The sequence below is a fragment of the Polynucleobacter sp. AP-Capit-er-40B-B4 genome (assembly GCF_018882245.1).
In the GTDB taxonomy this organism is placed as follows: Bacteria; Pseudomonadota; Gammaproteobacteria; order Burkholderiales; family Burkholderiaceae; genus Polynucleobacter.
Genome location: NZ_JACVOV010000001.1, coordinates 536835 through 558588 on the forward strand (window position 1 = coordinate 536835; position 21754 = coordinate 558588).

Sequence of the window (21754 nt, forward strand, 5' to 3'; positions counted from 1 at the left end):
TTTGCATGATCCACACTCATAAACCGCCTTAGGCTCAGTCCTAAGTGGTATTTAACTTGTCCCCTAACGCAGCGCGCAAGGTCACCCTCCCCCATAGGAGAGTGTTATGAAACGCATGTTGTTTAATGCAACTCAACAAGAAGAGTTGCGAGTTGCCATCGTTGATGGTCAAAAACTCATTGATATCGATATCGAAGCTGCCGGTCGTGAACAACGCAAAGGCAATATCTACAAAGGTGTCATTACCCGTATTGAACCTTCCCTTGAGGCCTGCTTTGTCAATTACGGCGAAGAACGTCATGGCTTCTTGCCATTCAAGGAAGTTGCCCGCAGTTACTTTAAAGAGGGCATCGACGTCCGCAATGCTTCCATTAAGGATGCTCTGCGCGAAGGTCAAGAAATCATTGTTCAAGTAGAAAAAGAAGAGCGCGGCCAAAAAGGCGCCGCCCTCACCTCCTTTATCTCCTTGGCAGGCCGTTATTTGGTATTGATGCCAAACAACCCACGTGGAGGTGGCGTATCCCGCCGTATTGAAGGTGAAGACCGTCAAGAACTCCGTGAAGCCATGTCTCAATTAGAAGTAGCTGATGGTATGAGCATCATCGCTCGTACCGCAGGTATTGGTCGCGATGCTACTGAATTGCAGTGGGACTTAAGTTACCTCATGCAATTGTGGAAAGCGATTGATGAAGCTGCTAAAGGCAACTCAGCGCCACTATTGATCTACCTCGAATCTAGCTTGGTGATTCGTGCAATTCGCGATTACTTCCAACCAGATATCGGCGAGATCCTCATCGATACCGATGACATCTACGAACAAGCCGCTGCATTTATGTCTGTTGTAATGCCAGACAACTTGCCACGCGTGAAGCGCTATCAAGATGATGTGCCTTTGTTCTCACGTTTCCAAATTGAGCATCAAATTGAAACTGCGTACTCACGCACTGTGCCATTGCCATCAGGCGGCGCAATCGTGATTGACCACACTGAAGCTTTGGTTTCAGTGGACGTCAACTCAGCACGCGCAACTCGCGGCTCTGATATTGAAGAGACTGCAACCCGCACCAACTTAGAAGCTGCCGATGAAATCGCCCGTCAAGCTCGTTTACGTGACTTGGGTGGCTTAATCGTCATCGACTTCATCGATATGGAATCAAGCAAGGCTCAGAAGGATGTTGAGAATCGCCTGCGCGATGCTCTGCGTCATGACCGCGCCCGCGTTCAAATGGGCAAGATCTCCAAGTTTGGCTTGATGGAAATGTCACGCCAACGTTTGCGTCCAGCATTATCTGAAGGTAGCCATGTAACCTGCCCACGTTGTAACGGCACTGGCCACATTCGTGACACTGAATCTTCTGCATTGCAAGTTCTGCGCATCATCCAAGAAGAAGCAATGAAGGAAAACACAGCAGCGATTCATACTCAAGTACCAGTCGAAGTAGCTGCATTCCTATTGAATGAAAAACGTGCTGAAGTGATCAAGATTGAGACTCGCTTCAAAGTAAACGTCTTGATGGTTCCAAACAAGCATTTAGAAACACCACATTACAAACTGGAGCGTTTACGTCATGACGACCCACGTCTTGACGATCAAAAAGCAAGTTATGTAATGGCTGAAGAAGCCGCTCGCGAACTCGAGACAGACACAACCGTTAGCAAGAAAGATGCTGATGTCAAAGTGCGTCCTGAGGCTGCAGTTAAAGGCATTACGCCAACACAACCTGCGCCAATTAGCCAACCACGCCCTGCTCGCACTGAAACAGTAAAAGCAGAGAGCTCTGGTGGCTTCTTTGGATTTATTAAGAGTCTCTTTGGCTCTTCTCCAGCGGTTGAAGAAAAACCAGCCCCAAGTAATAATCGCGGCCGTAACCAAGGTCGCAACGGCAACGGTGGTGATCGCAATCGCGGTCGTAACCGTCGTGGTGAGCGCACTGAGCGTCCAGCAGCAAATGCAGCGGAAGGTACGCCAGCAGAGGGCGCTAACAACAACCGCAACCGCAACAACCGTAACGGCAATCGCAATCAAAACGGTCCTAAGCCAGAACGTCAAGAAGGTAATCGCAATCAAGCTAATGCTGCACCAGTAACACCTGCAACAGAAGCTGCTCCAGGTAGCGAAGCTACTACAGGCGCAGATGGTGAAGAGCGTCGTGGTCGTGGCCGCAATCGTCGTGGTCGTGGCCGCGGTCAGCGTGAGCGTGGCGAACGCACTGAAGGTGGTAACGATGCCGCTGCACCAGCAACAGCCGCTTCAGCAAGTCCTTTTGCGGGCCCTCCAGTAGGAATGGCTGGCGCATCTGCAAGCATGCCGATTCAGAACCTTGCTAATAGCTTTGGAAATGCAAAGCCTGCTGCGGAGAAACAAGAAAGACAAGAGCGCGCACCACGTGCTCCACGTCAATCCAATCGCCCTGCACAAAACACTGCACCTGCGTCAGCCCCAGCTACCCAAGCCGCAGCGCCTGTTGCAGCAGTAGCTGCTGCAGTAGAAGTCATTAGTAAGCCTGCTCCAGAACTTCCGAAGGTTGCCTTCCAGGCGCTTGAGGAAACTCCGTTGCATAGCGTTGTGCAATCCGCCGGCATGATCTGGGTTGCTACAGACTCATCAAAGCACGCTGAAGCTCAAAATCAGATTCAGGCAGAGCCTGTGGCACATAACTTAGGCAGAGCACCTAAGCCTGCTGCTCAGCTTCCTGAAGGCCCAATGGTTTTAGTTGAAACCGGCGGCCAAGAAAAAACGGTTTAAGCCATCTAAAGCTTTTTCTCCAGACTGCCATTTATCCCAAAAGGATATTTGGCGGTTTGGCAGAAACCCCGTTTCACAGCCATAATTGCGAACATGGTTGAAAAAGTAATCCCCATCCGACTTGACGAAGGCAAAGGCCTGACGCCCTCTATTGGCGCGCAGCTTGTCACGCCTCATGGCCATACCAAAGATACTCGTGGGCGCACCTTAAGAGATCTACGCATATCCGTTACTGATCGTTGCAACTTCCGCTGCACCTATTGCATGCCTAAAGAAGTTTTTGATCAAAACTATCCATATCTTGCTCACAAAGAATTACTGAGCTTCGAAGAAATCGCCAGACTCACTTCTATCTTTTCCACCTTGGGTGTTGAAAAAATTCGACTAACTGGTGGTGAGCCCTTGCTTCGTAAAAACTTAGAAGTGCTCATCGAGATGTTGGCAAAAATTCCAGCATCCAATGGCAAGCCACTAGACCTTACCCTCACTACTAACGGTAGCATCTTGCGTAAAAAAGCTGCGGCGTTAAAAGCGGCTGGCCTGCACAGATTAACTGTCAGCCTCGATGGCTTAGATGATGCCATCTTCAAGAAAATGAATGATGTCGATTTTCCGGTGGCTGATGTACTCGATGGAATTGCCGCAGCCCAAGAGGTTGGCTTTCAGAACATCAAAGTTAATATGGTGGTGAAAAAAGGCACCAATGATCATGAGATCGTTGCGATGGCAAAACACTTTAAAGGCAGCGGCGTCATTCTGCGCTTTATTGAGTTTATGGATGTAGGCAGCTCTAATGGCTGGAACATGGAGCAAGTACTGCCCTCTAAAGAAGTCATTGCCAGAATTAATGAGGTCTTTCCACTTGAGCCTATTGAGGCCAACTACGCTGGCGAAGTTGCTCAGCGCTGGCGCTATGTCGATGGCTCAGGCGAGATTGGAGTGATCTCTAGCGTCACACAGACCTTCTGTCATGAATGCTCTAGAGCGCGCATCTCCACTAATGGGCAAATGTATCTCTGTCTCTTCGCTAATGAAGGTTTTGATTTCAAAACGTTATTGCGCTCTGGTAAATCCGATTTAGAAATTGCCAACGCGGTGATGAATACCTGGGCAACCCGTGAGGATCACTACTCTGAGATTAGAGGGTCCAATACCGCAAAGCTAGCAACAGGCGGTCGCAAAGTTGAAATGTCTTATATTGGTGGTTAATGATTTCGACTAAAGATATTACTGGACTAATCCTTGCTGGCGGACGTGCGCAACGCATGGGTGGTATTGATAAAGGTCTAATTCCATTTCACGGCAAACCACTCATCGAGTCAGCCATCGCAAAGCTCAAGCCTCAGGTACAAACTATTGTGATTAATGCCAACCGCAGCATCACAAAGTACGCGGCTTATGGCTACCCAGTCATCATGGATGAGACGCCTGATTTTTCGGGCCCCTTGGCTGGATTCTCAGTGGGCTTGAAGGCGTGTAAGACACCCTACCTTCTGATATCACCGTGCGACTCACCATTACTCCCCAACAATCTCGCTGAGCAATTAGCTGCCGAGATGGAGCGTGGTCACTTTCAATTGGTTTACGCCTCTAGTAAAGAAGCGGATGGTAAGGTTTGGGCGCAACCGGTTTTTTGCTTGATGCGCAGTAACTTAAAAGACTCATTGGATCAATTTCTACAAAAAGGTGATCTCAAAATCGATCGTTGGTTTAAAGAGTTGCGTAGTAGCACGGTGATTTTTGATGACTCTCAAGTATTTGCCAACGTCAATACGCCTGAAGAACTCAAAAAACTTGAAGGAGTGTCTGCATGAGTCACTCCCCAAATCAACCTATTCTTTTGACTTCATCACTACATGTTGATGATGCTCGCAAAGCAATTGCGGCACTAGTTGATGACCTCATTCAAGAGTCCAGGGCCATTAATGATCCTGCTGATATTGAAACTGTCTCATTAGATCAAGCTATTGACCGCATTCTAGCGGTCGACCTTCTATCGCCAATTGATGTTCCTGCTGCAGATAACTCAGCAATGGATGGTTTTGCATTTGACGGCAAATGTCTTAATACAAGCAATCCATCAGTCTCATTGCGCATCGTGGGCACTGCCTTTGCAGGTAAGCCTTATGAGGGCAAAGTTGGCCCTGGTGAATGCCTGAAGATCATGACGGGTGCAGTGATGCCTGCTGGCTGCGATACAGTAATTCCACAAGAGTTCACCACTGCAAAAGATGAGCTCAACATTGAATTTAAGCAAGATCAACTAAAGCTTGGTGAGAATAGACGCTTACGCGGCGAAGATCTTCAACAAGGCAAGGCTGCTATTGCTGCGGGTCGCTTGCTCCGCCCATCTGATTTAGGACTCGCAGCTTCATTAGGCATTGCAACGCTCCAAGTAAAACGAAAACTGAAGGTAGCTATTCTATCTTCCGGAGATGAACTGCGATCTTTAGGTCAAGCATTGGATGCTGGCAGCATTTACGATAGCAATCGCTACAGCCTCACAGGTTTGCTGAATCGCCTAAATCTAGAAATCATTGACTGCGGCATTGTGCGCGATGATCCCGCATCTTTGAAACAAGCCTTTATTGAGGCCGCCAATAAAGCAGATGTCTTAATTTCTTCTGGCGGCGTTTCTGTTGGTGAGGCGGATTTCACAAAGCAAATCATGCAAGAGTTAGGTGATGTGGGCTTCTGGAAAATCGCCATGCGTCCAGGACGGCCAATGGCATTTGGTGTACTCAAGCCAGTCGCTGGAAAATCACCAGCTCGTAAAACCCTCTTCTTTGGCTTACCTGGAAACCCGGTCGCGGTCATGGTGACTTTCTATCAATTTGTTCGTGCCGCCCTCTTGCAACTCAATGGCGCGAATCAAACACAGCCGCCGCTAACTCAGGCTGTCGCTGAGGCCCCCATTCGGAAAAAGCCTGGTCGCACTGAGTTTCAACGCGCCATCTTGGGACGCAGTGCTGATGGCAAGCCAACAGTCAGATTAACTGGCAGCCAAGGTGCTGGGATCTTGCGATCCATGAGTGAGGCAAATTGCTTTGTCATCCTAGGTCACGAACAGGGAAATGTTGCCGCTGGAGACTGGGTAGATATAGCGCTTTTTGATGGACTGCTTTAAGATTGCGTCATCATGAAACTCACCAAAAAAGAACTAGTCTTCCTCGACCCAATGCATACCGCCAAAACCTTAGTTTTGGTTTACCTCTGCTTCTCCGTTCCAATCGTTTTGTTGGCATTGTTTGTTGCCTTCATTCGTGATGGCGCCATCCCTGGATTTACTGTGCTGTCAGCTCTGATTCTCAATGCTTTATTAGGCTTTGGATTGCTGTGGATCGCATGCAAAGTCTATAACTGGGTTGCAGGTAAGTTCGGTGGTATTGAATTAGCAATGCGCGAGCTACCAGAAGAAATCGACGCAGAATAAATGAGTTAATCTTCGGAGCTACACTCTAATCAATAAAGCCGAGTTCTTACTCGGCTTTATTTTTACTACTTAGTTTTACTAATTAGTTAATCCAATTTAACTAAGCTTTATAAACTTCCGCATTAATCAAGCTGGGTGGTTTTTTACCATCTAACGCAGCGCGTAAGTTATCTACCGCCAGATCAACCATCGCTCTGCGTGTTTTTTCTGTTGCACTAGCAATGTGTGGAGCGAGCACGACATTACTGAGCTTTAATAACTCAGGATGTACTTTAGGTTCGCCCTCAAACACATCTAGACCAGCTGCAAAAATGCGTTTTTCATTGAGAGCTTGTGCAAGCGCTGCATCATCCACGATACCGCCACGGGCAATGTTTATCAGGGTTGCAGTCGGCTTCATGAGAGCGATTTCCTTGGCACCAATGGTATGGTGACTTTCAGCGCTATAGGGCAATACCAAGACAACATGATCTGCAGTGCGCAGCAATTCTTCTTTAGAAACGTATTTAGCGCCGCAGGCTTTTTCATCAGCATCGGATAGATGACTACGATTGTGATAGATCACATTCATCCCAAAGCCTAATGCACGCTTGGCAATGCCTTGACCGATGCGACCCATACCAATAATGCCAACCGTACTGTGATGTAAATCCATACCAAGGGGATTATTCACAATCGACCACTTATCCCAATGACCAGCGCGCACCCAATGCTCTGATTCAGTAATACGTCTTGCAGTTGCCATCAGCAATGCAAACCCAAAGTCAGCAGTTGTATCCGTCAACACATCAGGAGTATTCGTCGCCATGACACCCGCGGCAGTAATCGCTGGTACATCAAAATTGTTATATCCCACCGAGATATTGGCTACGATCTTCAAATCTTTGGCATGCGCTAGTGCATTTGCGTCTATTCTTTCGCTGCCTGCAACCAAAGCCCCTACAACTCCCGAGAGTTCTTTTTGCAACTCTTCTGGACTAAAAATTCGATCCTCTTGGTTTGACCGTACCTCAAATGACTCTTCCAACTTGGCTAAAGCCTCGGGAAAAATGGCTCTTGCCACTAGAATTTTGGGTTTTTGCATGTTTATCTGGCTATTGGACTGTGTATTCATATGGGAAACTTTACCTCAAGTAAATTAACCCTTTAGCCTGAAAAATAGGCTACTTCGGCTAAAATTGAGGTTTTATAACCTAGCACCCAGCTTTTTGGGGCTCTTGAAACAAAATCGCCATGACTTACGTTGTTACCGAATCTTGTATCCGCTGCAAATACACCGACTGTGTTGATGTTTGCCCAGTTGACTGCTTTCGCGAAGGTCCTAATTTTTTAGTGATCGATCCGGATGAGTGCATCGATTGCGCGGTTTGTGTTCCAGAGTGCCCAGTAAACGCTATTTATGCTGAGGATGATGTACCTGGTGATCAACAAGCATTCATCAAACTCAATGCTGAACTCTCTCCTTCTTGGACCTCTATTACCAAGTCCAAAGCAGCTCTTCCAGATGCTGAAGAATGGAAAGACGTTAAGAGCAAACTCGATCAGCTAGTAAAGTAATTTTCGAGCAAAAGCATTCGTGTCAAACTCGCCCACACAAACGGATGCTGTCATCATTGGCGCCGGTCCTGTGGGCCTCTTCCAGGTATTTGAGTTAGGTCTTTTAGAAATCAAAGCACATGTGATTGATTCGCTGCCAGAAGTGGGCGGTCAATGTATAGAGCTATATCCAGATAAACCTATCTACGATATCCCTGCCATTCCAGTTTGCACTGGACGCGAGCTCACGAATAATTTGCTAAAGCAAATTGAGCCCTTTAATGCACAATTTCATCTTGGTCAAGAAGTCGCCAAGCTAGAGCAACAGGCTGATGGACGCTTTCTCATTAGTACCTCACTAGATAACCACTTCCTCAGCAAGACTGTATTTATTGCCGCTGGCGTTGGTGCTTTCCAGCCTCGCCTCTTGAACCTAGAGGGGATAGACCGCTTTATAGGCAAGCAACTTTTTTATCACGTTAAAAGTCCCGAGCAGTTTGCAGGCAAAAGAATTGTGATTTGCGGGGGTGGCGATGCGGCACTAGATTGGGCAATACATTTTTCTGAAATTGCGGCTAGCGTGACATTAATTCACCGTCGCGATGAATTTAAGGCTGCTCCCAAATCGATTGCAAAGATGCGTGAACTTTGCGCGAGCGGCCAAATGCAATTACTCATCGGACAAGTGACTGCTTATGAAGCGCAAGATGATCGACTTGCAGAAATTACCTTTACCGATATTGACGGTGAGGCCAAGCAGATACCGCTCGACGATCTTTTGGTATTTTTTGGCCTCTCCCCTAAATTAGGGCCCATCGCAGATTGGGGCCTCAATATCGATCGTAAACAAATTTGTGTGGATACCAGTAAATTTCAAACCAGCATCCCTGGCATTTATGCTGTTGGCGACATTAATGTCTATCCAGGTAAGAAGAAACTGATTCTGTCTGGATTCCATGAGGCCGCCCTAGCTGCATTTGCAGCAGCAGAGTACCTAAACCCAGAAAAGCAGATTCCACTCCAATATACGACCACCTCTCCCAAGCTCCACAAAGCCCTGGGAGTGAAGTCGCCTACATTCGAGTAAGCTATCCATAATTCGTCTACATATAACTACATTTAGCTGATACATATGCGTCAATATCACGATCTCATGAAGGAAGTCCTCGCCAAGGGGGTTCAAAAGTCCGATAGAACCGGAACTGGCACAGTCTCCGTATTCGGGCACCAAATGCGCTTTAATTTGGCAGATGGCTTTCCGATGGTGACCACCAAAAAACTGCATCTCAAATCGATTATTTATGAATTGCTCTGGTTCCTCAAAGGAAGCACGAACAATAATTGGCTTAAGGAGCGTGGCGTTTCCATTTGGAATGAATGGGCAGCACCCGATGGTGATCTCGGCCCAATCTATGGTTATCAGTGGCGTTCATGGCCTGCACCAAATGGTCAGCATATCGATCAAATCTCCGAAGTGGTGGAGACCATTAAAAAGAATCCGGACTCACGTCGCATTATTGTTTCTGCATGGAACGTTGCCGATATTCCCCGCATGGCTTTAGCGCCCTGCCATGCCTTCTTTCAGTTTTATGTAGCGGATGGCAAGCTCTCATGCCAACTCTACCAACGCAGCGCGGATATTTTTTTGGGTGTGCCATTTAATATCGCTAGCTACGCCCTACTCACTCACATGATGGCGCAACAATGCAATCTAGAGGTGGGTGACTTTATTTGGACTGGCGGCGATTGCCATCTATACAGCAACCATTTAGAGCAGGTAGAGCTTCAGTTATCTAGAGATTTCTTCCAGTTGCCTAAGCTCAATATTTTGCGCAAGCCTGATTCTATTTTTGATTATGAGTTCGAGGACTTTGAAATCGTAGGATATGAATCTCATCCCCACATTAAAGCTCCTGTAGCCATTTAAGAATTAAGCATATGACTCAGCCTGCCATTTCCATGATTGTTGCACGCTCACGTAATCACGTGATTGGTCGCGACAATCAAATGCCTTGGAAGATCTCTGCGGATTTGCAATTCTTCAAACGTGTAACGATGGGTCATCCTGTCATCATGGGTCGTAAGACCTGGGAATCGATTGGTCGCCCACTTCCCGGTCGTCGCAATATCGTAGTGAGTCGCAATGCAAACTACCCATTAACCGGTGGTGAGCTTGTTGGATCTTTGGATGAAGCCTTGAAGAGTCTGAGCGAATTCTCCCGGGTCTTTGTTATTGGTGGCGAACAACTCTTTACCCAGGCTTTTGATAAGGCTGATCGTCTTTATATCACTGAAATCGACTTAGATATTGAAGGTGGCGATACCTTCTTTGAAGTGCCTAATGCATCCGACTGGAATGAGGTAGAGCGAACTCCTGGATCCGAAGGTGACATTACCTTTAGCTTCATCACCTTGGAGCGCAAATAAAAAGGGCCCCGCGGGGCCCTTTTTTCTTCAACGAAAATTCTTATTGCTGAACAATAATCTTTGCATCTTTTGCGAGCTGACTTAAAAACTCAAACTGCTTTCTTTGAACCATACCAGCACGAATAGCTGGCTTTGACTGTTCAAATGAAGGTGGCTTGCTTGACTTCTTGTCTTCTAACTTCATCAAGTACCAGCCCTGCTGCATCTGGATGGGCGCTGGAGAAACCTGCCCCTTTGAGAGAGTTACAAGCACGGATGACAACTGAGGAGTCACTTGACCAGCCTGGATCCAACCTACAGCCCCGCCTTGTACTTTGTTTGGGGCCAAGGAAACGCTCTTGGCAACCTTATCAAATGATTCTCCCTTTTTGATGCGCGCCAAAGCAGCTTGTGCATCAGCTTCGGTCGCCACTGCGATGTCGCTGACCTTATATTCCACAATCATCCCTTGAGGGCCTAAGGATGCAATTTCACGGTTGTATTCAGCCTGAACATCCGCATCGGTGATTGGATTTTGAGCCATATAAGTAGATAACTCAAGATCGGCTAAATAATTTTGGCGAATCATCGCTAGCTGGGTATTGGCCTTTTCTGAATTGGCTAAACCATCTTTTTCTGCTTGTTGAGAAAGTAGCAATACCTCAACAAACTTCTCAATCACCGCGCTACGCAACTGAGGTGATTCTTTTTGACCCTGAGATATAGCGGCTCTAATTCCTTGCTCGACCATATCATTAGTGATGATGGCACCATTAACAGATGCTGCAACATTAATTGGTAAACCACTCTGCTGGGCAAACGAGCTACCAACAAAAGTACTAGCAAAGATACCAGCAGCAATAAGGCGCACGATCATTGGATTCAATGCTGAGGTAAAAGGCTTCATAAGAGGAGATCTTTCTAAAATTTAACCTCAATAGTACCAGCTGGTATGGGCTTAATCACAATAAGCCACAGTAAAATGGTTCTATGTGTGTTCAATACCTCACGACGGTTAATGCAGCTTGGGTTAAAACCCATTTTGACCTAGATTTGCCGACATCCCCCGCTCACGATGTGTTTCCAACTTACCCTGGACCCATCATCCTCAAAAGCCACAATACTGGCAGAACTGCAACAGGCCTGGCTCGATTTGGCTTACTACCATCCTGGGCTAAAGAGGAAACTTTTGGAAGAAAGACTTACAACGCCAGAGCTGAAACCGTAGCTGAAAAACCATCTTATAAAAGCGCATGGATAAAACGGCATTACGCATTAGCTTTGGCAGATGCTTTTTATGAACCTTGCTATGAATCTGGCAAAGCAATACGGACTGCCATCAAACAGGCAAACAACGAACCAATGGCGATTGCCTCAATCTGGGACACCTGGACCGAACCGGAAACAGGCGAACTGATTGTTTCGTTCTCTATGCTCACAATTGATGCCAGTAGTCATCCGGTAATGAAGCACATGCACAAACCTGAAGATGAAAAACGCACTGTGGTTCCGTTACGTCCTGAACTTTTTAATGCATGGCTCAACGCCACGCCAGAAGAGGCGAAAGCACTACTTCAATTGGAGTCAATCCCAGAGCTTGTACTTGCCTAGAAAGTTAAAACGGGCTTCGTCGCTTGATAGGGGTCGGCCGATTGCATTTCTAGCGCTTCAGCCTCCTCTTCGCCCTTAGGCTGGTTATAGAATTTTGAATCCAATGCACGCTCTTTAGATAGGCGAAGATCTTCTGCTCTTGGATCCACCGGACCAAACGGCCCCTCTACTGGGGAAAGGGTCTGACTATTAAACTCTTTAATCTGCTGAGAACTATACGGGGCATACGTTGTGGACCCAGGAGGTAGAGGAGGTGCTTGAGTACAAGCCACAATACTCATCAATATCATGCAGGGTGCTAGCCGAAGGGCGTATGTATTCATACGGCCCATTGTATGGTAACTACATGCATCTTGTTTTTATATTAATTACAATACTCCGATGAATTTATACCGCATCATCGCAAGCATCCTATTGATGCCCGCTTCGATTTGCTTAGCTATTGATTTGCAGCCTAACGATATTGTTGCGCCACTACCAGGCAAAAGTCATGCGATGATCAGCTACATCAATGCAGAGGGTGGCACTTACTACAGAAATGGTTCAGCTGTTTCTAGCAGACCATTTGGTAGTCCTGATATTGGCATTCAAAGCGCAGTTGCCCGTCTCAGTACCAGCTACTCCATTACTAATTTACCCGCTATCTCTTATCTACAGCTGCCTTACGGCACCATTAAGCCAGCTGGGTCTCTAGCATCTTCACCTGCAAGCACCGGAATTGGTGACCTTACTTTTGCAACAGCCATTTGGCCGTACGCAGATAGAGAGAAAAGAAGATATTTTGGCGTAGCTGGTTATCTAACAGCGCCAACCGGTGCTTATAACAGTCAACAGGCTTTTAATGTAGGTGAGAACCGCTATAGATCAGACATACAGATGGGCTATCAACAACCTATTATTGGCAATTTAGATGGCATGGTCGCAGTTGACACCATGTGGTTTGGAGGCAATAACCAATGTGCTGCAGCCTGCTTATCTGCAAACAATACCTCTTTAAATCAGAAGCCCTTAACAACTACTCAGTTGGGCCCAATTTATAAAATCAATCAAACTTACACACTGGGTGCTGCTTACTTTTATGTGGCTGGTGGCGCCACAACAATTGGCAATACTTATCAAAATAATGTCGTCAACACTCAACGTTTTTTATTAAGTGCCCTAGCCTACTACCCCTTTGGCAGAATTAGCCTGCAATACGGACGTGACACAGAAATTAAGAATGGCTTTGTAGAAACACGGCGCCTTGCCATTCGTTATACGACTGAGTTTTAAGTTCTCGGATCGCTTAATTTCTGAGTCTTTGCAGAAAGCTTTTTACCATTGGCAGGCGACAAGCAAGCAATGCCAAAATGACTGCTCCATAGATTGAGACAGTATCCAAATCATTTTTACCAGCCTTGTGCCACCAATAATGGGCTATTGCAGTACATGCAATGATGTAGACCAGCTTGTGCAATAAAGACCAGCGCCTTCCTAGTTGACGTACGGACCACTGGTTGGATGTAATGGCTAAGGGAGTAAGAAGCACCAGCGTCAGAAAGCCCATCGTAATAAATGGGCGCTTTACAACATCACTCCACATCGATTGAATGTCTAGATTTTGATCTAACCAAAACCAAATAGAAAAATGAATGCAGGCATAAAAGAAACAAAATAATCCCAACATTCGACGCAGCTTAATCCAGATGGTCCAGCCTGTTAACAGGCGCAAAGGCGTCATTGCCAGCGTAATACAAAGAAAGACCAGTGCCCAGGTACCAGTTGAGCGGGTGATGAATTCAATGGGATTGGCACCCAAGTCATCATTAGCGCCAAGCCAAACCAGACGGGTCAGTGGCACCAAGCAGAAACTGAATATGGCTGGCTTTAAGAACTGCATAAACAACACTTTAAACCAAGCCAAGCTAAAAACCAGCAGATGCACTCAGCCGTTAATCTAAGGCAATAACAGCTTGAATAATGGAGAACTATTTAGACCTATCGATTTAGACGGTAATTTGCTATCCTAAGTGTTCAATTAAGGATAAATATGACTGAAGACAACCAAACCCAGAACGATGAAGACTTTGACTATGGGTGCGAGTGTGCAATGACCTTGCTCAACGAGCCCACTGAGGATCGTCTAAATGACTTAATTGATGAGCTCGATGAAGATGGCATGATCTCTACCGAGGTAGTCTATGGCTTACTGGCCACTATCCTCATGAGCATGAACGAGGAAGAACACGAAGGCGACGAGCACTAATTTTTAGAGTTTACTTGGGAGGCAAAGGCATCCATTGCTTTTGCCAACTGAATATCTAACTTGGTCAGCGCACCGACTGAATGAGTGGATAGAGATACCGAAACCTTGTTCCAAGAATTTGACCAATCAGGATGATGATCAATTTCTTCTGCGTACTCGGCACTTAGCGTCATAAATTCAAAAGCCTGTTTAAAGTTTTCGAAGACAAACTCACGCTGAATTACCTTCTCGCCATCTCCCAGGGCCCAAAGAGGAATTTCTTTCTGTATATCAAGGCTATCGACTATCAAGACAGACTCCTTTAACTGGCAACACTTTGTGAAAGCTGCTTTAAATCTTCTGGATAAAGCCAACGCCATTCACCCTCCGCAAGATCAACTGGCATCTGATAGGCGCCGATTTCAGTACGGTGCAATAGGGCAACATGATTGCCAACTGCGGCCATCATACGCTTTACCTGGTGATAGCGCCCCTCAACAATGGTCATTGCTAAAACATGTTCTGAGATTTGTTTGCACGCAGTCGCAAAGCAGGGTTTTGGATCATCATCCAATACAACCCCATTTAACAAGTGATCGATTTGCTTCTGAGTGATGGGCTCTGGCGTAGTGATTTGATATACCTTGCCAATATTTTTCTTCGGTGTGGTCATCTTGTGAATAAATTGGCCATCATCAGAGATTAAGAGCAAGCCAGTAGTGTCATAGTCAAGGCGCCCTACGCATTGCAAACCTCTTTCGACAAAAGGAGCTGGTAGCAAGCTATACACACTGGGGTGATGCGTTGTTTTATGTGAGCACTCATAATTAGCTGGCTTATTAAACGCTAGATATGCCTTCTCGTGATACTCCCAATCCCTACCCTCTACATTGAGAATGAGATTCTCGGTAGCAATTCTTTCTTCTGGATCTTCGGCCAATATGCCATTCACCTTTACCAGCTCGGCATAGACCAAATCGCTACAGTAGCGACGGGTACCAAAGCCTTGGCTAAAGAGAATTTTTTCAAGAGAAATAGGTTTTGCCATATGCTGCAAAGGATACTACAGAGCAAGACTGCATTGAGTCGGTCAGTTCATTCACCAATTCATTATCATTAGATATTCACGCCATCACATAAGGCAATTGCCCATGTTATCGACCCCAAAACCTCGTTCCCTATTACACACTCGCGAAATTACTTTCCAAGGGTACGCAAGAGAGGATGGCTTATGGGATATCGAAGGACATCTCAAGGATTTCAAAACCAATTCCTTTCAAACCAGCGCAAAAGTCTGGCAACCTGGTGAGGCTTTTCATGACATGTGGGTACGTGTCACGCTTGATAAAGAATTTGTGATTAAAGATATTGAAGCGGTCATGGATGGCCATCCGCACGCGGAGTGCACTGCTGTCATTCCACCAATGGACTCACTCATTGGCGCTCAGATAGGTAAGGGTTGGCGGAAGACGATTGATACGCATCTTGGTGGCATTAAGGGCTGCACTCATTTACGCGAACTGCTCACCAGCCTTGCCACCGCAGCCTATCAATCTATCCCGGGAGCATTTTTCGATCCCACTGGAGAAAAGCCGCCACTTTACTTGGGCACCTGTAAATCCTGGGACTTTAATGGTCCAGTGGTGCTGCGTGTCTTCCCCAAATTTTATCGCTGGAAGCCTTAGAACTTAACAGCCTCACATGACATATCTTCGCGCGCTGACTTTTTTATTGCTATGCACTTCCAATGCTTTAGTGTGCGCAGCTGAGCAAACTTCTGCGCCTATTCTAGGACTCGTTAATGCGTCTCAGGTTAGATCTCAAGACCGCACCTTGGAATTCTGGGGCTACCATGAATACGACGGCTCGCAGAACTATGCCGACACACTGAAGTTACGTTACTACAACCCTCTCAATATCGGCGATTGGCATGGCACGCTAAGACTCGATACAGCTTATACAGCCACATACGGCCCTCTACTCCCCGCGCAATCCACTGGCACGTATTCTGCAAACAATGCAATGGTCACGATATGGGGTGGTAAGGCTGGCTGGTTTGGCAATGTGGGGGCACGAGTAGTAGCACCACTAAGTAACACAGGTCAATGGCTAGCAGGCCCTCAACTAAGCACCTCATTCACACCCGCTAGCAGCAGCCAAAATCTTCTGGCAGATATCTCGCCATTAGCGCGCTATATGATCGGATTTAATACAAAGGCACCCTCCGGCGTTGCCCCACCACCATTAGCAAGCCGTCTTGAACTATACCCAACAGTTGGCCTGAATTTAGGACCCAACACCCAAATTCGTTTTTGGGATGAGAACGGGGCGGTCTATAACGCAGCAGGTGGTGGCTGGTTTGTGCCAATTGATGCCATGGTGACTCAACGAATCAATAAAAATCTTTTATTTGCTATTGGCGGCGCAAAACAAGTAGTGCAAACCTACCAACTCTATAACTGGACAGTGTACGGAAAAGTTGCGCTTACTTTTTAAAAAGAATCAAGCAAGATCAATTAAAGTTTCGCCTTCTAATTTTGCGGCACCTGATTTAATTAAAGACCTAGGCAGCCACTGAGTAAATTCATCCATACTCATATTGAGTATTTTTGCTGCGCTGATCAGTGCCGGCGTATTAGTAATCCAATCATTCACTTGCTGCATCTCGCGACTACGCCACTCTAATAGACGATATTTCAGCAAGACTTTAGCGCCATGACGTGCATTTCGATCCGGGTCAGATGCCAAATAATCTAGTCTTGATCTTGCTGTAGCCAGAGACTTAGCAACATCGGAGAAAGGCGCGCCATGACCCGGAATTACCAAATCGATCGGCAGAGTCTCAATGAGATCTAAGGTTTGCGCCACCTCCTCAAACCCAGCCTCCCCCCAGAGCTCAGGAAAGATCACCCCGAAACCCTCTTCCCATAGGGCGTCAGCAGAAATCAAAATCCGATGATCAGCTTGATACAGCATGATGGAATGAGGATCATGACCTGGCGCAGCCAATATCTTCCAAAGATATCTTCCCAACACAATTTCCTCGCCTGGAACCAATACATGATGATGAGAAAACTGCGGGCATTCTTGCCCTAAGTTGTCATAACTTAATAAAGCGCTATCCCAATTTTTGACTGCCATGTCTTCAGCCACTGGAATATATATCTCACTATGAAATGCCTCTGCTAAAGCAGCATTTCCACCGCAATGATCGGAGTGAAGATGCGTATTCACCAACTTATTTAGCGTACTTAAGCCATGTTTTTTTATGGCACCGCTCACTAAATTCAAGGTCATTTTTTGGTGAGCACAATAACCTGAGTCCACCAAGGAGACATCATCCTGGCCGTAGTGGAAAATATTATTCGCGGAGAGCCACCCTCTCTCAAAAACTTCAATTCCAGGTGGCAATAAATGCACTGTCATACTTTAATTCTTTGGGGAGCTAGCTTGAACTGTTAACTCAAGCTTACGCACATCAAACTGCTGAGCCTGTATGCGCTGCAGCGTTTCGTCATAGACTTTTTTATCTAATTGCGGTGTTCTCGACAGAATCCAGAGGTATTCACGGCGTGGATCACTCACTACCGCCACTTGATACTGAGGATCTAGATCAATCACCCAATAATCACCCCAAACCAATGGAATGAATGATAGCCACGCTGGAGCAAAACGTACCTCCAATTTAGGCGAGTCTTTTGCCCCTATTTGGCGAGCAGTACCTTCTGCTTCTGAAACCTCACCTTCAGCAGTTTTGCAGCTATTCAAGACCTTAAGAGTACCGTCGCCCCTGGCTGAATAAACCGCTTTGGTATTACTCACGCATTTCTTCTGGAACCAGTTTGGATACTTTGCAATCTCATACCAGGTGCCCAAATAGCGTGACACATCCAGAGATGGAATTGTCTTTACCGCGACATCAGACGCCTGACTATAAGCAGAAAGGCTGGTGAAAAAAATACTGGCGCTAAATAATGCTGAGTAAATTTTGTTCATTACTAATAGTACTTCTTCAGGTCCATGCCGTTATACATGCTGGCTACCTGCTCCCCATAGCCATTAAACATTTGGGTTTTAATCTTGGGAGCAAACATCCCTTTGGGATCGCCAATGCGACGCTCGGTTGCCTGGCTCCAGCGCGGATGATCCACTTGGGGATTGACGTTGGAGTAAAAGCCGTACTCTCTAGCGTCAAACTGACTCCAGCTAGTCCTGGGCATTTCTTCAGTAAAGCGAATTTTGACAATTGACTTAGCGCTTTTAAACCCATACTTCCAGGGCACGACAATACGGACCGGAGCACCGTTCTGCTTCGGCAGAACCTCACCATATAAACCCAAGGTCAGTAGCGTTAAGGGGTTCATGGCCTCGTCCATACGCAATCCTTCACGATAAGGCCATTCAATAATATTGCTTTTAATTCCTGGCATTTGCTTGCGATCAGCCAATGAAACAAACTCGACATACTTAGCTGATCCCAGCGGCTCTACTTTATTAATCAACTTAGAGAGCGAATAGCCATCCCAAGGGATGACCATAGACCAACCTTCAACACAGCGCATCCGATAAATGCGCTCTTCTATTGGCGCCAACTTCAGCAGCGCATCAATATCCAAAGTAACAGGCTTTTTTACCAATCCCTCTATTGAGATTGTCCAAGGGCGAGTTTGCAAACTTCCAGCATGAGCTGCAGGATCCTCCTTGTCCGTACCAAATTCATAAAAGTTGTTGTAGCCAGTGACAAACTTATATGGAGTGAGGCCTTCTTTGTCGGCAAACGCTGGGTTCAGCGTTGCTGCCAGCTTATCTGAGGATGCTGCAAGCGCCTGCCTTGAAAACCAAGGGGCCAAGGCCATGCCAAACCCGCCTGCGGCCGCAGTCTTAATGAGATTTCTGCGGTTTTCAAAAACAGCTTGTGGAGTAATGTCACTCGCAAGAATAGTCTTATCGATAAAACGCATACCGCACCCCTTAGGAATGTAATGCTTCTATTTTGCTACCGATAAGTATTTCTTGCTTAAGTCTGGCTAGTACGCATTTTGTTCATTAAGGCAAGGCTGTGCTTATCCATGCCACCAACCATTTCAGCAAGAGCTGGATAGTCTCGAGTGAGTGTTTCGCCACCATAGAAGCGTAGCAACCAATCCGGGTAACTAGGTTCTGAAATTTCACGAATTTCTAAGAGCTCAACTCGATGATGACGCTTATCTTCCTGAATGCGCTTCCAAGCTTTCATTACACTAGAGCGCTCACCCTCAATTATTTGACCAAACTGCTGGTTGTCATACAAGAGGATCCCGGTAATACCATTTGTCTGATTAAAAGCGCGAGCTGACTCTAGCAAACGCATTAGACCAAGAAAAGACATATCCGAGACTGCTTCGCTCAGATAACTCAATTCAACCAGGTCTTTTGGTTTTGGCATCGCTCAAAAATGATCAACAAGAATTTTTAAATAAAAAAAGGCAAACCCGAAGGTTTGCCTTTAAATATTAAAACTAATTTAAAAAAATAGATACTTAGCGCTTCTACCTATTAACTTCTTGCCGCCTTGAGGGCTGCATTGAAAGTTGGGCTTGGGCGCATTACAGCCTTACACTTCTCAGGATCCGCTACAAAGTAACCGCCGATGTCTGCTGGCTTACCTTGAACAGCCTTAAGCTCATCTGCAATCTTTTGCTCATTCTCAATCAATGATTTAGCCAAAGGTGCAAAGAAAGCCTGCAATTCTTTATCTTCAGTTTGAGCGGCCAAAGCCTCAGCCCAGTACATTGCCAAGTAGAACTGGCTACCACGGTTATCCAACTCACCAGTGCGTGGTGAAGGTGACTTATTGTTATCCAACAATTTGCCAGTCGCCTCATCCAAGGTACGCGCCAAGATTTTGACTTTGTTGTTACCCGTCTTATCGCCGATATCTTCAAGAGATACCGCCAAAGCCAAGAACTCGCCAAGTGAATCCCAACGTAAGTGGTTTTCTTCTACCAACTGTTGAACGTGCTTTGGAGCAGAACCGCCTGCACCAGTTTCAAACAAGCCGCCACCAGCCATCAAAGGCACGATAGACAACATCTTTGCACTAGTACCCAATTCCATAATCGGGAATAAGTCGGTGAGATAGTCACGCAAAATATTGCCTGTTACAGAAATAGTGTCCTTGCCACGAATCACACGCTCCAAGGTGTAACGCATTGCACGAGTCTGGGACATGATCTGAATATCAACGCCTGTGAGATCGTAATCCTTAAGGTAAGTATTGACCTTCTTGATCAACTCAGCTTCGTGTGGACGGTATTCATCAAGCCAGAATACTGCTGGGGTATTAGATAGACGTGCACGATTAACAGCCAACTTGACCCAGTCACGAATTGGAGCATCTTTAACCTGACACATACGCCAGATATCACCCTCTTCTACATTTTGCTCGAGCAATACAGTGCCGTCATCAGCAACGATACGCGCTACACCAGCTTCTGGAATTTCAAAAGTCTTGTCGTGTGAACCGTACTCTTCAGCTTGTTGAGCCATCAAACCTACGTTTGGTACTGTGCCCATGGTTTTTGGATCAAAGTTACCGTGCGTCTTACAGAAATTAATCATTTCTTGATAGATACGAGCAAAGGTACTTTCTGGGATAACAGCCTTGGTGTCATGCAAACGACCATCTGCGCCCCACATCTTGCCGCCAACACGAATCATGGCAGGCATAGAAGCATCCACGATCACGTCGCTTGGAGAGTGCAGGTTGGTAATGCCTTTAGCAGAGTCAACCATTGCCAATGCTGGACGATGTTCGTGGCATGCATGCAAGTCTTGAATGATTTCTTCACGCTTAGATTCTGGCAAAGTTTTAATCTTTTCGTACAAGCTGCTCATGCCGTTATTAGCATTCACACCCAACTCTTCAAACAACTTAGCGTGTTTAGCGAAAGCATCTTTGTAGAAAATCTTCACCGCGTGACCGAATACGATCGGATGTGAAACCTTCATCATGGTGGCCTTAACGTGCAAGGACAACATCATGCCGGTTTTGTAAGCATCTTCGATCTCTTTATCATAGAACTCGCAAAGCGCTTTTTTGCTCATGTACATGCTGTCGATGATTTCGCCAGCCAATAAGGAGACTTTTGGCTTGAGGACAATGGTCTTACCGCTCTTGGTTACCAAATCCATCTTCACATCGCAAGCTTTAGTCATGGTCATGGACTTCTCGCTAGAGTAGAAGTCACCGCCATGCATATGAGATACGTGTGTACGTGAAGCTTGGCTCCACTCACCCATGGAGTGTGGGTTTTTACGTGCGTAGCGCTTTACAGCGGGTGGCGCACGGCGGTCTGAGTTACCTTCGCGCAATACTGGGTTAACTGAACTACCCAAGCATTTGGAATAGCGAGTGCGGATGGATTTTTCTTCGTCCGTTTTTGGATCTTCAGGGAAATTAGGGATCTTATAGCCTTTAGCTTGCAACTCTTTAATGGCTGCGAGTAACTGAGGAACTGAAGCGCTAATGTTTGGCAACTTAATGATGTTCGTGTCAGGCAACAAAGTCATTTTGCCGAGTGCACCCAAGTTATCAGGAACTTGTTGCTCAGGAGTAAGGCAATCAGAAAACTCAGCCAAGATACGAGCAGCAACAGAAATGTCACTCTTCACAATCTCTACGCCAGCAGGTGCCGTAAAAGTACGAATAATTGGCAGAAATGCACAAGTCGCCAAAAGCGGCGCTTCATCTGTCAGCGTATAAATAATCTTTGATTTCTCTGAAGCCATGAATGTTTCCTCAATATTGAAAAAATTA

General features: G+C 46.2%; 25 protein-coding genes. 14 read left to right on the forward strand and 11 right to left on the reverse strand.

Translation table 11 applies throughout. The features are described 5' to 3' along the window. Positions 1-106 precede the first annotated feature (106 nt). The 5 genes from ICN19_RS02600 to ICN19_RS02620 all read left to right on the forward strand — a co-directional run bounded on the left by ICN19_RS02600 (position 107) and on the right by ICN19_RS02620 (position 6179). A complete protein-coding gene (locus ICN19_RS02600; protein ID WP_216245551.1) occupies positions 107-2746 on the forward strand; it encodes an Rne/Rng family ribonuclease in 2640 nt (879 codons plus the stop codon). A gap of 93 nt (positions 2747-2839) precedes the next feature. After that, positions 2840-3955, forward strand: coding sequence for a GTP 3',8-cyclase MoaA (gene moaA, locus ICN19_RS02605; RefSeq protein WP_216245553.1), 1116 nt, complete (start codon positions 2840-2842; stop codon positions 3953-3955). Beyond that, a complete protein-coding gene (mobA, locus tag ICN19_RS02610; RefSeq protein ID WP_216245554.1) occupies positions 3955-4560 on the forward strand; it encodes a molybdenum cofactor guanylyltransferase MobA in 606 nt (201 codons plus the stop codon). The genes moaA and mobA overlap by 1 nt, the downstream gene beginning before the upstream one ends. Next, positions 4557-5873 (forward strand): gephyrin-like molybdotransferase Glp, encoded by a 1317-nt coding sequence (gene glp, locus ICN19_RS02615; RefSeq protein WP_216245557.1) that lies wholly within the window; start codon positions 4557-4559, stop codon positions 5871-5873. Before mobA ends, glp begins: the two co-directional genes overlap by 4 nt. Positions 5874-5885: 12 nt before the next feature. After that, positions 5886-6179, forward strand: a complete 294-nt coding sequence (locus tag ICN19_RS02620; protein ID WP_215400911.1) for a hypothetical protein — start codon at positions 5886-5888, stop codon at positions 6177-6179. A gap of 100 nt (positions 6180-6279) precedes the next feature. On the opposite strand, the gene ICN19_RS02625 is transcribed toward ICN19_RS02620, so the two are convergent. After that, positions 6280-7263: a D-glycerate dehydrogenase gene (locus ICN19_RS02625; protein ID WP_216246014.1), complete on the reverse strand. Its 984-nt coding sequence runs from the start codon at positions 7261-7263 to the stop codon at positions 6280-6282. A 149-nt stretch (positions 7264-7412) separates the two neighbouring features. On the opposite strand from ICN19_RS02625, the gene fdxA reads away from it, so the two are divergent. Genes fdxA through ICN19_RS02645 form a run of 4 tightly spaced genes read left to right on the forward strand, consistent with a single transcriptional unit; the run spans position 7413 to position 10142 of the window. Continuing rightward, positions 7413-7736 carry a ferredoxin FdxA gene (fdxA, locus tag ICN19_RS02630; protein WP_216218763.1) on the forward strand — a complete coding sequence of 108 codons (324 nt, stop codon included), beginning with the start codon at positions 7413-7415 and terminating at the stop codon, positions 7734-7736. Between the two features lie 19 nt (positions 7737-7755). Beyond that, positions 7756-8802: an FAD-dependent oxidoreductase gene (locus ICN19_RS02635; RefSeq protein ID WP_216245559.1), complete on the forward strand. Its 1047-nt coding sequence runs from the start codon at positions 7756-7758 to the stop codon at positions 8800-8802. Positions 8803-8847: 45 nt separating this feature from the next. After that, on the forward strand, positions 8848-9642 hold the full coding sequence (locus ICN19_RS02640) for a thymidylate synthase (RefSeq protein ID WP_216245561.1): 795 nt from the start codon (positions 8848-8850) through the stop codon (positions 9640-9642). An 11-nt stretch (positions 9643-9653) separates the two neighbouring features. Beyond that, positions 9654-10142, forward strand: a complete 489-nt coding sequence (locus ICN19_RS02645) for a dihydrofolate reductase (RefSeq protein ID WP_216245565.1) — start codon at positions 9654-9656, stop codon at positions 10140-10142. A 40-nt stretch (positions 10143-10182) separates the two neighbouring features. Here ICN19_RS02645 and ICN19_RS02650 read toward each other — a convergent pair whose 3' ends face one another. Then, on the reverse strand, positions 10183-11028 hold the full coding sequence (locus ICN19_RS02650; protein ID WP_255536910.1) for a peptidylprolyl isomerase: 846 nt from the start codon (positions 11026-11028) through the stop codon (positions 10183-10185). Positions 11029-11111: 83 nt separating this feature from the next. Here ICN19_RS02650 and ICN19_RS02655 point away from each other — a divergent pair, with 83 nt between their 5' ends. Beyond that, positions 11112-11732 carry an SOS response-associated peptidase gene (locus ICN19_RS02655; RefSeq protein ID WP_216245567.1) on the forward strand — a complete coding sequence of 207 codons (621 nt, stop codon included), beginning with the start codon at positions 11112-11114 and terminating at the stop codon, positions 11730-11732. Here ICN19_RS02655 and ICN19_RS02660 read toward each other — a convergent pair. Continuing rightward, complete coding sequence (locus ICN19_RS02660) at positions 11729-12022, reverse strand: hypothetical protein (RefSeq protein WP_255536911.1); 294 nt, start codon at positions 12020-12022, stop codon at positions 11729-11731. The two genes, ICN19_RS02655 and ICN19_RS02660, sit on opposite strands and share 4 nt — an antisense overlap. A 91-nt stretch (positions 12023-12113) precedes the next feature. Here ICN19_RS02660 and ICN19_RS02665 point away from each other — a divergent pair, with 91 nt between their 5' ends. Next, positions 12114-13004 (forward strand): transporter, encoded by an 891-nt coding sequence (locus ICN19_RS02665; RefSeq protein ID WP_216245569.1) that lies wholly within the window; start codon positions 12114-12116, stop codon positions 13002-13004. Between the two features lie 13 nt (positions 13005-13017). On the opposite strand, the gene msrQ is transcribed toward ICN19_RS02665, so the two are convergent. Then, positions 13018-13656 carry a protein-methionine-sulfoxide reductase heme-binding subunit MsrQ gene (msrQ, locus tag ICN19_RS02670; protein ID WP_370625113.1) on the reverse strand — a complete coding sequence of 213 codons (639 nt, stop codon included), beginning with the start codon at positions 13654-13656 and terminating at the stop codon, positions 13018-13020. Between the two features lie 105 nt (positions 13657-13761). Between msrQ and ICN19_RS02675 the strand changes: the two genes are divergently transcribed. Continuing rightward, positions 13762-13977 (forward strand): hypothetical protein, encoded by a 216-nt coding sequence (locus tag ICN19_RS02675; RefSeq protein ID WP_216245572.1) that lies wholly within the window; start codon positions 13762-13764, stop codon positions 13975-13977. Here ICN19_RS02675 and ICN19_RS02680 read toward each other — a convergent pair. Together ICN19_RS02680 and ICN19_RS02685 are read right to left on the reverse strand one after the other, a co-directional pair. After that, complete coding sequence (locus ICN19_RS02680; protein ID WP_216245574.1) at positions 13974-14267, reverse strand: 4a-hydroxytetrahydrobiopterin dehydratase; 294 nt, start codon at positions 14265-14267, stop codon at positions 13974-13976. The two genes, ICN19_RS02675 and ICN19_RS02680, sit on opposite strands and share 4 nt — an antisense overlap. A gap of 11 nt (positions 14268-14278) precedes the next feature. After that, on the reverse strand, positions 14279-15004 hold the full coding sequence (locus tag ICN19_RS02685) for a pseudouridine synthase (protein ID WP_216245577.1): 726 nt from the start codon (positions 15002-15004) through the stop codon (positions 14279-14281). 103 nt (positions 15005-15107) lie between these two features. Here ICN19_RS02685 and ICN19_RS02690 point away from each other — a divergent pair, with 103 nt between their 5' ends. Both ICN19_RS02690 and ICN19_RS02695 read left to right on the forward strand, forming a co-directional pair. Then, positions 15108-15641 (forward strand): DUF2889 domain-containing protein, encoded by a 534-nt coding sequence (locus tag ICN19_RS02690; RefSeq protein ID WP_216245579.1) that lies wholly within the window; start codon positions 15108-15110, stop codon positions 15639-15641. A 16-nt stretch (positions 15642-15657) separates the two neighbouring features. Further along, positions 15658-16452, forward strand: a complete 795-nt coding sequence (locus ICN19_RS02695; RefSeq protein WP_255536912.1) for a hypothetical protein — start codon at positions 15658-15660, stop codon at positions 16450-16452. A 6-nt stretch (positions 16453-16458) separates the two neighbouring features. Here ICN19_RS02695 and ICN19_RS02700 read toward each other — a convergent pair whose 3' ends face one another. From ICN19_RS02700 to ICN19_RS02720, 5 genes are all read right to left on the reverse strand, one after another. Then, positions 16459-17382, reverse strand: coding sequence for an MBL fold metallo-hydrolase (locus tag ICN19_RS02700; RefSeq protein WP_216245581.1), 924 nt, complete (start codon positions 17380-17382; stop codon positions 16459-16461). A 3-nt stretch (positions 17383-17385) separates the two neighbouring features. Then, positions 17386-17952 (reverse strand): lipocalin family protein, encoded by a 567-nt coding sequence (locus ICN19_RS02705; protein ID WP_216245584.1) that lies wholly within the window; start codon positions 17950-17952, stop codon positions 17386-17388. Positions 17953-17954: 2 nt separating this feature from the next. Continuing rightward, complete coding sequence (gene msrP, locus ICN19_RS02710; RefSeq protein ID WP_216245593.1) at positions 17955-18917, reverse strand: protein-methionine-sulfoxide reductase catalytic subunit MsrP; 963 nt, start codon at positions 18915-18917, stop codon at positions 17955-17957. Between the two features lie 56 nt (positions 18918-18973). Next, positions 18974-19381 (reverse strand): BLUF domain-containing protein, encoded by a 408-nt coding sequence (locus ICN19_RS02715; RefSeq protein ID WP_216245595.1) that lies wholly within the window; start codon positions 19379-19381, stop codon positions 18974-18976. Between the two features lie 110 nt (positions 19382-19491). After that, the gene (locus ICN19_RS02720) at positions 19492-21726 is read right to left on the reverse strand and encodes an NADP-dependent isocitrate dehydrogenase (RefSeq protein ID WP_216245597.1); all 2235 of its coding nucleotides are present in this window, start codon (positions 21724-21726) and stop codon (positions 19492-19494) included. Positions 21727-21754 lie beyond the last annotated feature (28 nt).

What these genes read in the sequence shown, in the direction of transcription:
- ICN19_RS02685 (WP_216245577.1), bottom strand. Translation starts at nt 15,004, where the DNA reads ATGGCAAAACCTATTTCTCTTGAAAAAATTCTCTTTAGCCAAGGCTTT.
- ICN19_RS02625 (WP_216246014.1), bottom strand. Translation starts at nt 7,263, where the DNA reads ATGCAAAAACCCAAAATTCTAGTGGCAAGAGCCATTTTTCCCGAGGCT.
- glp (WP_216245557.1), top strand. Translation starts at nt 4,557, where the DNA reads ATGAGTCACTCCCCAAATCAACCTATTCTTTTGACTTCATCACTACAT.
- ICN19_RS02700 (WP_216245581.1), bottom strand. Translation starts at nt 17,382, where the DNA reads ATGACAGTGCATTTATTGCCACCTGGAATTGAAGTTTTTGAGAGAGGG.
- ICN19_RS02650 (WP_255536910.1), bottom strand. Translation starts at nt 11,028, where the DNA reads ATGAAGCCTTTTACCTCAGCATTGAATCCAATGATCGTGCGCCTTATT.
- ICN19_RS02695 (WP_255536912.1), top strand. Translation starts at nt 15,658, where the DNA reads ATGACATATCTTCGCGCGCTGACTTTTTTATTGCTATGCACTTCCAAT.
- ICN19_RS02665 (WP_216245569.1), top strand. Translation starts at nt 12,114, where the DNA reads ATGAATTTATACCGCATCATCGCAAGCATCCTATTGATGCCCGCTTCG.
- ICN19_RS02655 (WP_216245567.1), top strand. Translation starts at nt 11,112, where the DNA reads ATGTGTGTTCAATACCTCACGACGGTTAATGCAGCTTGGGTTAAAACC.
- ICN19_RS02645 (WP_216245565.1), top strand. Translation starts at nt 9,654, where the DNA reads ATGACTCAGCCTGCCATTTCCATGATTGTTGCACGCTCACGTAATCAC.
- ICN19_RS02675 (WP_216245572.1), top strand. Translation starts at nt 13,762, where the DNA reads ATGACTGAAGACAACCAAACCCAGAACGATGAAGACTTTGACTATGGG.
- ICN19_RS02715 (WP_216245595.1), bottom strand. Translation starts at nt 19,381, where the DNA reads ATGCCAAAACCAAAAGACCTGGTTGAATTGAGTTATCTGAGCGAAGCA.
- moaA (WP_216245553.1), top strand. Translation starts at nt 2,840, where the DNA reads ATGGTTGAAAAAGTAATCCCCATCCGACTTGACGAAGGCAAAGGCCTG.
- ICN19_RS02640 (WP_216245561.1), top strand. Translation starts at nt 8,848, where the DNA reads ATGCGTCAATATCACGATCTCATGAAGGAAGTCCTCGCCAAGGGGGTT.
- ICN19_RS02720 (WP_216245597.1), bottom strand. Translation starts at nt 21,726, where the DNA reads ATGGCTTCAGAGAAATCAAAGATTATTTATACGCTGACAGATGAAGCG.
- fdxA (WP_216218763.1), top strand. Translation starts at nt 7,413, where the DNA reads ATGACTTACGTTGTTACCGAATCTTGTATCCGCTGCAAATACACCGAC.
- ICN19_RS02660 (WP_255536911.1), bottom strand. Translation starts at nt 12,022, where the DNA reads ATGATATTGATGAGTATTGTGGCTTGTACTCAAGCACCTCCTCTACCT.
- ICN19_RS02600 (WP_216245551.1), top strand. Translation starts at nt 107, where the DNA reads ATGAAACGCATGTTGTTTAATGCAACTCAACAAGAAGAGTTGCGAGTT.
- ICN19_RS02705 (WP_216245584.1), bottom strand. Translation starts at nt 17,952, where the DNA reads ATGAACAAAATTTACTCAGCATTATTTAGCGCCAGTATTTTTTTCACC.
- ICN19_RS02690 (WP_216245579.1), top strand. Translation starts at nt 15,108, where the DNA reads ATGTTATCGACCCCAAAACCTCGTTCCCTATTACACACTCGCGAAATT.
- ICN19_RS02620 (WP_215400911.1), top strand. Translation starts at nt 5,886, where the DNA reads ATGAAACTCACCAAAAAAGAACTAGTCTTCCTCGACCCAATGCATACC.
- mobA (WP_216245554.1), top strand. Translation starts at nt 3,955, where the DNA reads ATGATTTCGACTAAAGATATTACTGGACTAATCCTTGCTGGCGGACGT.
- msrP (WP_216245593.1), bottom strand. Translation starts at nt 18,917, where the DNA reads ATGCGTTTTATCGATAAGACTATTCTTGCGAGTGACATTACTCCACAA.